The sequence below is a fragment of the Streptomyces sp. NPDC054765 genome (genome assembly GCF_053612065.1).
This window is the reverse complement of sequence record NZ_JBSHBP010000089.1, coordinates 21,662-27,887: the sequence shown is the minus strand read 5'-3', so window position 1 is coordinate 27,887 and position 6,226 is coordinate 21,662. Positions and strand designations below refer to the sequence as shown.

Here is a 6,226-nt window from a genome sequence, read left to right as displayed (position 1 = left end):
TTCTGCGCCGGGCGTGCGCCCTCGGTGCCCCCCTCCTCGTCCTCCTCCCCGGTCTCCCCGCGCGGGGGGCCGGCGTGCGCGCCCCGCGCGCCGCGGGCCCCCCCGCCCCCGGCGCCGGCCCCCCGCCGGCCCCGGACGGCAGGCACCGGGACAGCAGGTCAACTGGTCAGCAGGGCAACTGGTCAACTGGTCAACAGGGCAACAGGACAGCAGCCACCGGGCCGCAGGCACCAAGGCAGCAGGGCAGCAACGCCGAAGCCACCCGGCACCCGGCACCCGGCACCCGGCACCCGGCACCCGGCACCCGGCACTGAGAAAGGCAGTCCACCGCCATGGACACCGTGCTCCGCGACGTACGTGTCATCGACGGGTCCGGCGGTCCGTCCTACCGTGCCGATGTCGCCCTGGCCGGCGGCCGGATCGCCACGATCCACCGCGAGACGGACGGCGGCCCGCGCCCCGGCGCCGCCCGCGTGGTGGACGGCCAGGGCCTCGCCCTCTCCCCCGGCTTCATCGATATGCATGCGCACAGCGACCTTGCGCTGCTGCGTGACCCCGCGCACGAGGCGAAGGCCGCCCAGGGCGTCACCCTCGAAGTCATCGGCCAGGACGGCCTGTCGTACGCGCCGGTCGACGACCGGACCCTTGCCGAGGTCCGGACCCAGATCACCGGCTGGAACGGCGGTGCGCCCGGGGACACGTCCGTCGACTTCACCTGGCGCACGGTCGGCGCCTACCTCGACCGCCTCGACCACGGCTTCGACGGCAACGGCATCGCCGTCAACGCCGCCTACCTCATCCCACAGGGCACCGTCCGGATGCTCGTCCTCGGCTGGGACGACCGTGCCGCCACCGCCGACGAACTGGCACGGATGAAGCAACTGGTCGCCGACGGCCTGGAAGAGGGCGCGGTGGGGCTGTCCTCAGGACTCACCTACACCCCCGGCATGTACGCCTCCGACGCCGAACTGACCGAACTGTGCCGGGTCGTGGCCCGCTACGACGGCTACTACTGCCCGCACCACCGCTCCTACGGGGCCGGCGCCCTCCAGGCGTACGAGGAGATGGTGACCCTCACCCGCGAGGCCGGCTGTGCGCTGCATCTGGCGCACGCCACCATGAACTTCGGCGTCAACAAGGGCCGCGCGCCGGAGCTGCTCTCGCTCCTGGACGACGCGCTGGACGCCGGCGCGGACATCACCCTCGACACCTACCCCTACACCCCCGGCTGTACGACCCTGGTCGCGATGCTGCCGAGCTGGGCGAGCGAGGGCGGCCCCGGGGCGATCCTGGCCCGCCTGCGGGACGACCCGACGGCCGAACGGATCCGCCAGGTCATGGAGGTGGAGGGCGCGGACGGCTGCCACGGCGTGCCCATCGAGTGGGACACCATCGAGGTCTCCGGCGTTTCGGACCCCGCGCTGGCCGGCCACGTCGGCAAGACCCTCGCCGGCACCGCGGCGGAGCGCGGCGAGGAGCCGTGGGTGACCGCCCGGCGGCTGCTGATCGACGACCGGCTGGGCTCGACGGTCCTGCAGCACATCGGCCACGAGGACAACGTCCGCCGGATCATGCGCCACCGGGTGCACACCGGCGGCAGCGACGGCATCCTCCAGGGCCACCAGCCGCATCCGCGCGCCTACGGCACCTTCCCGCACTACCTCGGCAGGTACGTCCGCGAGCTGGGTGTGCTGCCGTTGGAGGAGTGCGTCGCCCATCTGACCGGTCGCGCCGCCGCCCGCCTGCGGCTCCCCGACCGCGGCCTCCTCCGTGAGGGCTACCGCGCCGACCTCGTCCTCTTCGACCCCGAAACGGTCGCCGCCGGGTCCACCTTCGACGCCCCGCGCACCCTGCCCGCCGGCATCCCGCATGTCCTGATCGACGGCCGGTTCGTGATGGAGGACGGCCGGCGGACCGATGTTCTGGCGGGGCAGTCGGTACGACGGGCGGCGGGGCGGTCGGTACGGCGAGCGGGAGGGCGGTCGGTACGGCGAGCGGCGGCGGGCCGGGGCTGAGGGTCAGGCGGACCGGGACGGGCCCGCCTCGGCCGCACGCAACACCAGCCGCTCGATCTCGGACCCGCTGCTCGTCAGGTGCGCCCTCAACTCCCTTGCCACCGCCTTGCGTTCGGGGGTGACCCGGCCCGCGTAGAAGACGACCGGGCCGTCGTAGCGGCCGTCGCGCCGCAGGCGCGCGATGTGCTCCAGACCCTCGCGCGGATTACCGTCCCGGTCGATATCGGAGATGATCAACGTCGGCCGCTCGACGGCGAGAGCGGCGTCCGCGGCGCCGGAATCCTCGGCGATCCGCACCACCGCACCCGCCGCCCGGAAGTCGCCGGTCAAGGACTCGTTGTTCCGCGGGCAGTCGTCCACCCAGAGGATGTTCACGTACCGCAGCGGCGCGACGACCGCGCGGTACGCCTCCGCCGACGGCACCCCGTACACCCCCGTCGGCACCGCGCCGTATGCCCCCGTCGGCTCCGCGCCGTACGCCTCCGCCGACAGCGCGCCGTACGCCCCCGCCGGCGGCGGTTCCCGAGGCGGGAGCGGCTGGAGGTACGGGGCGGGCTCCGGCTCCGGGAGCGCCGCCCCTTCCCGTAACCGGCGCAGCAGTTCCCCGGACCGGGGCAGCGCCACCAGGCCGTCGATCAGCGAGGTGAACTCCTGGTCGGTGACCATGTCCGGGAAACCGCTGGGAAGCTGGCGCTCCAGCCGGCTCAGCGTCGGGCCCGGGGCGTCCACGTCCTGTTCCGGAAGATCGTGTTCCCGCAGAAAGCGGCTCACCGTCTCCCGCTCCGCCGCGGGGATCGGGCCGGGTGTCCGCAGAAGCCACCGCACCTGCCGGTAGGTGCGGAACTCGGCGATCACATCGCCCGAGCCGGACCCGGCGGCCCCGGCCACCATCCGGTAGAAGTCGGGGTAGAAGTACTGCAGCAGCAACGTCCGCACCACCGCCTCGGGCGCGAAGTCGTCCCACATCGGATTGAGCGTCGCCTCCAGCACAAAGCCGTTCACCAGCCGTTTGATGCGGCGGGGGTTTCGGGCCGAGCGTTCCGCGAGCATCGTGGTCAGCCGCTCGTCCAGGAGCTGATCGATCCCGGCGGTCCGGGCGCAGTGGTCGATGTACGCCCGGACGCCCTGCTGGTCCGCCACCGGAATGCGATAGCTCGTCTGAAAGATCTTCTCCATGAACGCCGAAGCGGCCGGGGACAGATCGCGTAACAGGCCGTTGGGAGCCAGCGCCGAACGGTCGCACCCGATGACGAACTCCAGTCCCGGCACGTCCAGATAGGCCTTCACCGCCGCACAGACCGCGAGCACCGTCTCTTCCGGGCACCGGTCGAGGTCGTCGATGAAGATGACCAGCAGCCGGCGCGGCCGGAAGCCGTCGGTCTGCGACCACTCCCGCACCACATCGCCGAGCGCCCCGCGCATCTCGTTGCGCGCCTGGGAGTTGACGGACAGGCTCTTCCACAGCTCGTCGACCAGACCGGCCACCCCGAGCGGCCCGGCAGCGACGGTCGTCACCGCCCGTACGGCCCGCAGCAATGCCCGTCGTTCGGAGATCCGCTGCAGCGCGCGCCGCAGCACCCGCCGGTCGAACTGCATCAGCACGGACTTGATGAGGCCTTCCAGCGCATCATCGCCCCGTGAGGTCCAGGCGTTGTACCAGACGGTCTCCACCTCGGGAGCCTGCGCCAGCTCCGCGTCGACCAGCCGCATCAGGCTGCTCTTGCCCATGCCCCAGCCGGCATCGACGGCGAGCGTGAAGGGGGTGGAGTCACGGGAGGCGACCAGCAGCCCGGCGAGCTGGCGGGCGGCCCGGCCGGCGCCGAGCAGATCCGCGCCGGGCTCGGCCACCGGTTCGTCGTTGAGCAGCGCGAAGGGGCCGCGCGACGAGGGCGCGGGCGTACCGGGGGGCGTGGGGGCGGACGGGGGTAAGTGCGCCGAGGTGACCATGCGCCCGGAGCGTACCGAGCTGCGCGCCCGCCCGCCGGTCACCCGCGAAATCAGCGGCGCACGCGGGAGCGGCCCGCGCCCCCGGCCACAGGACGTCACTATGCGTGACGCACCCCACACCGTCCGCTGACCAACGTGGGGAAAAACACCCGGCGGCCGCCGATACGCGCCCGTAAGGTGGCGGACATGCAGGTGATCCAGTCAACGAAGCTCGCCAACGTCTGCTACGAAATCCGTGGCCCGGTGCTCGAGGAGGCCATGCGGCTGGAGGCTGCGGGTCACCGCATCCTCAAGCTCAACACCGGCAACCCGGCGGCGTTCGGCTTCGAGTGCCCGCCCGAGATCCTGGAGGACATCCTCCGGTCGGTCGGCACGGCACACGGCTACGGCGACGCCAAGGGCCTGCTCTCCGCCCGTCGCGCGGTGATGCAGCACTACCAGACCAAGGGCATCGAGCTCTCCGTCGACGACATCTACCTCGGCAACGGCGTCTCCGAGCTGATCCAGATGTCGATGCAGGCGCTGCTGGACGACGGCGACGAGGTGCTGGTGCCGGCCCCGGACTACCCGCTGTGGACGGCGTCGGTCTCCCTGTCCGGCGGTACGGCCGTGCACTACCGCTGCGACGAGCAGGCGGACTGGATGCCGGACCTCACCGACATCGAGCGCAAGGTCACCGACCGCACCAAGGCCATCGTCGTCATCAACCCCAACAACCCCACGGGTGCCGTATATGACGACGCGCTGCTGCAGGGCATCGCGGAGATCGCCCGCCGGCACAACCTGATCGTCTGCGCCGACGAGATCTACGACAAGATCCTCTACGACGGCGTCACCCACACCCCCTTCGCCTCGCTCGCCCCTGACCTGCTGACCCTGACCTTCAACGGACTGTCGAAGTCGTACCGGGTGGCGGGCTACCGCAGCGGCTGGATGGCGGTCTGCGGCCCGAAGGCGCACGCCTCCTCGTACATCGAGGGGCTGACGATCCTCGCCAATATGCGGCTGTGCGCCAACATGCCGGCCCAGCATGCGGTCGCCACCGCGCTCGGCGGCCGGCAGTCGATCAACGAGCTGGTACTGCCCGGCGGCCGGCTGCTGGAGCAGCGCGATACGGCGCACGAGCTGCTGACCCAGATCCCCGGCGTCAGCTGCGTCAAGCCGAAGGGCGCGCTGTACGCCTTCCCCCGGCTGGACCCCAAGGTCTACAAGGTCAAGGACGACCGGCAGATGGTGCTCGATCTGCTGCGCGCCGAGAAAATCATGATCGTCCACGGCACCGGCTTCAACTGGCCGGAGCCGGATCACTTCCGCCTGGTCACGCTGCCCGGCAAGGACGATCTGACCGATGCCGTCACCCGCATCGGCTCCTTCCTCGACGGTTACGGACAGTACTGAGCCGGAGCGATTTCTATACGGATCACAACTTTAGACAGTGTCTAAGCTAGGATGGTCTCCTGACGCTTTCAGGAGGCCGTCCCATGTACGAACCGATCCGCACCAAGTCGGTCCACACCATGGCCGCCGCCCCGGAGATCCCGCACCGCTCCCGCGAGGAGGAGCTGGAAATCCGGCTCGCCGGGCAACTGACCGCGCTGCTCACCGTCACCGACGAGCTGCATGCACGGGCTGTGCGAGAAGGCGGCGGCGTAGTGAACGACGACGCAGTGGCCGGCGGCGCAGTGGCCGGCGGCGCAGTTGAGGGTGCCGCGCCGGGCGGCGGCGCGCTGGACGGTGCCGCGCTGGCCGCCGCGGCCGAGCGCATCGCCGAGCAGGTCGCGCGGCTGAGCGGCGGCCACTACCCCCTGCGCGCCGAGCCCTCGGACAGCGGCAGCGCCGCCCGTATCGAGGCCCTGCAGCAGCGCGCCCACACCCTCGCCGGGAACGCCCTGGCGGTCGCCACCTCCCGGGGCGACGCCGCCGCCATGGCCCTGGCCGCCGAGCGCATGCAAGCCCACACCGCACCGCTCCGGGATCTGGCCCCCACGGCCTGAGCCGCGGGCGGGGCGGAGGGCTGGAGGAACCAGAAGGGCCGGGTGCGCAGGCCGGTGCCGCACCGGCCGCCCCCACTACCGGCTACCGGCTACCGGCTACCGGCGTCACTCCACTGGCCCATCCCGACGGATCCACTTCATCCGTCCGGCCGGGGGCCCCCCCCCCGGGCGCCGGGCCGCCGCCCGGGGGGGGGTGGGGCGGGGGGCAGCCCGCGCCCGGGGCCCGCGCGCGGGCCGCCTCCCACCCCACCATCGGGGCGGGGTAAGCCC

General features: G+C 72.2%; 4 protein-coding genes and 1 pseudogene. 4 read left to right on the top strand and 1 reads right to left on the bottom strand.

Going from position 1 to position 6,226, the window contains the following annotated elements; translation table 11 throughout:
* Both ACWGJY_RS34305 and ACWGJY_RS34300 read left to right on the top strand, forming a co-directional pair.
* A pseudogene (locus ACWGJY_RS34305) lies at positions 1 to 314 on the top strand (hypothetical protein); the annotation flags it as partial.
* A gap of 18 nt (positions 315 to 332) precedes the next feature.
* Positions 333 to 2,015 carry an N-acyl-D-amino-acid deacylase family protein gene (locus ACWGJY_RS34300; RefSeq protein WP_453264792.1) on the top strand — a complete coding sequence of 561 codons (1,683 nt, stop codon included), beginning with the start codon at positions 333 to 335 and terminating at the stop codon, positions 2,013 to 2,015.
* A gap of 3 nt (positions 2,016 to 2,018) precedes the next feature.
* On the opposite strand, the gene ACWGJY_RS34295 is transcribed toward ACWGJY_RS34300, so the two are convergent.
* Entirely contained in the window at positions 2,019 to 3,962 is a 1,944-nt protein-coding gene (locus tag ACWGJY_RS34295) for a P-loop NTPase fold protein (protein ID WP_453264791.1), read from the bottom strand.
* A gap of 186 nt (positions 3,963 to 4,148) precedes the next feature.
* Here ACWGJY_RS34295 and ACWGJY_RS34290 point away from each other — a divergent pair, with 186 nt between their 5' ends.
* Positions 4,149 to 5,360: a pyridoxal phosphate-dependent aminotransferase gene (locus tag ACWGJY_RS34290; RefSeq protein ID WP_453264790.1), complete on the top strand. Its 1,212-nt coding sequence runs from the start codon at positions 4,149 to 4,151 to the stop codon at positions 5,358 to 5,360.
* An 83-nt stretch (positions 5,361 to 5,443) separates the two neighbouring features.
* Positions 5,444 to 5,956, top strand: a complete 513-nt coding sequence (locus ACWGJY_RS34285; RefSeq protein WP_453264789.1) for an SCO4983 family protein — start codon at positions 5,444 to 5,446, stop codon at positions 5,954 to 5,956.
* Positions 5,957 to 6,226 lie beyond the last annotated feature (270 nt).

What these genes read in the sequence shown, in the direction of transcription:
- ACWGJY_RS34300 (WP_453264792.1), top strand. Translation starts at nt 333, where the DNA reads ATGGACACCGTGCTCCGCGACGTACGTGTCATCGACGGGTCCGGCGGT.
- ACWGJY_RS34295 (WP_453264791.1), bottom strand. Translation starts at nt 3,962, where the DNA reads ATGGTCACCTCGGCGCACTTACCCCCGTCCGCCCCCACGCCCCCCGGT.
- ACWGJY_RS34290 (WP_453264790.1), top strand. Translation starts at nt 4,149, where the DNA reads ATGCAGGTGATCCAGTCAACGAAGCTCGCCAACGTCTGCTACGAAATC.
- ACWGJY_RS34285 (WP_453264789.1), top strand. Translation starts at nt 5,444, where the DNA reads ATGTACGAACCGATCCGCACCAAGTCGGTCCACACCATGGCCGCCGCC.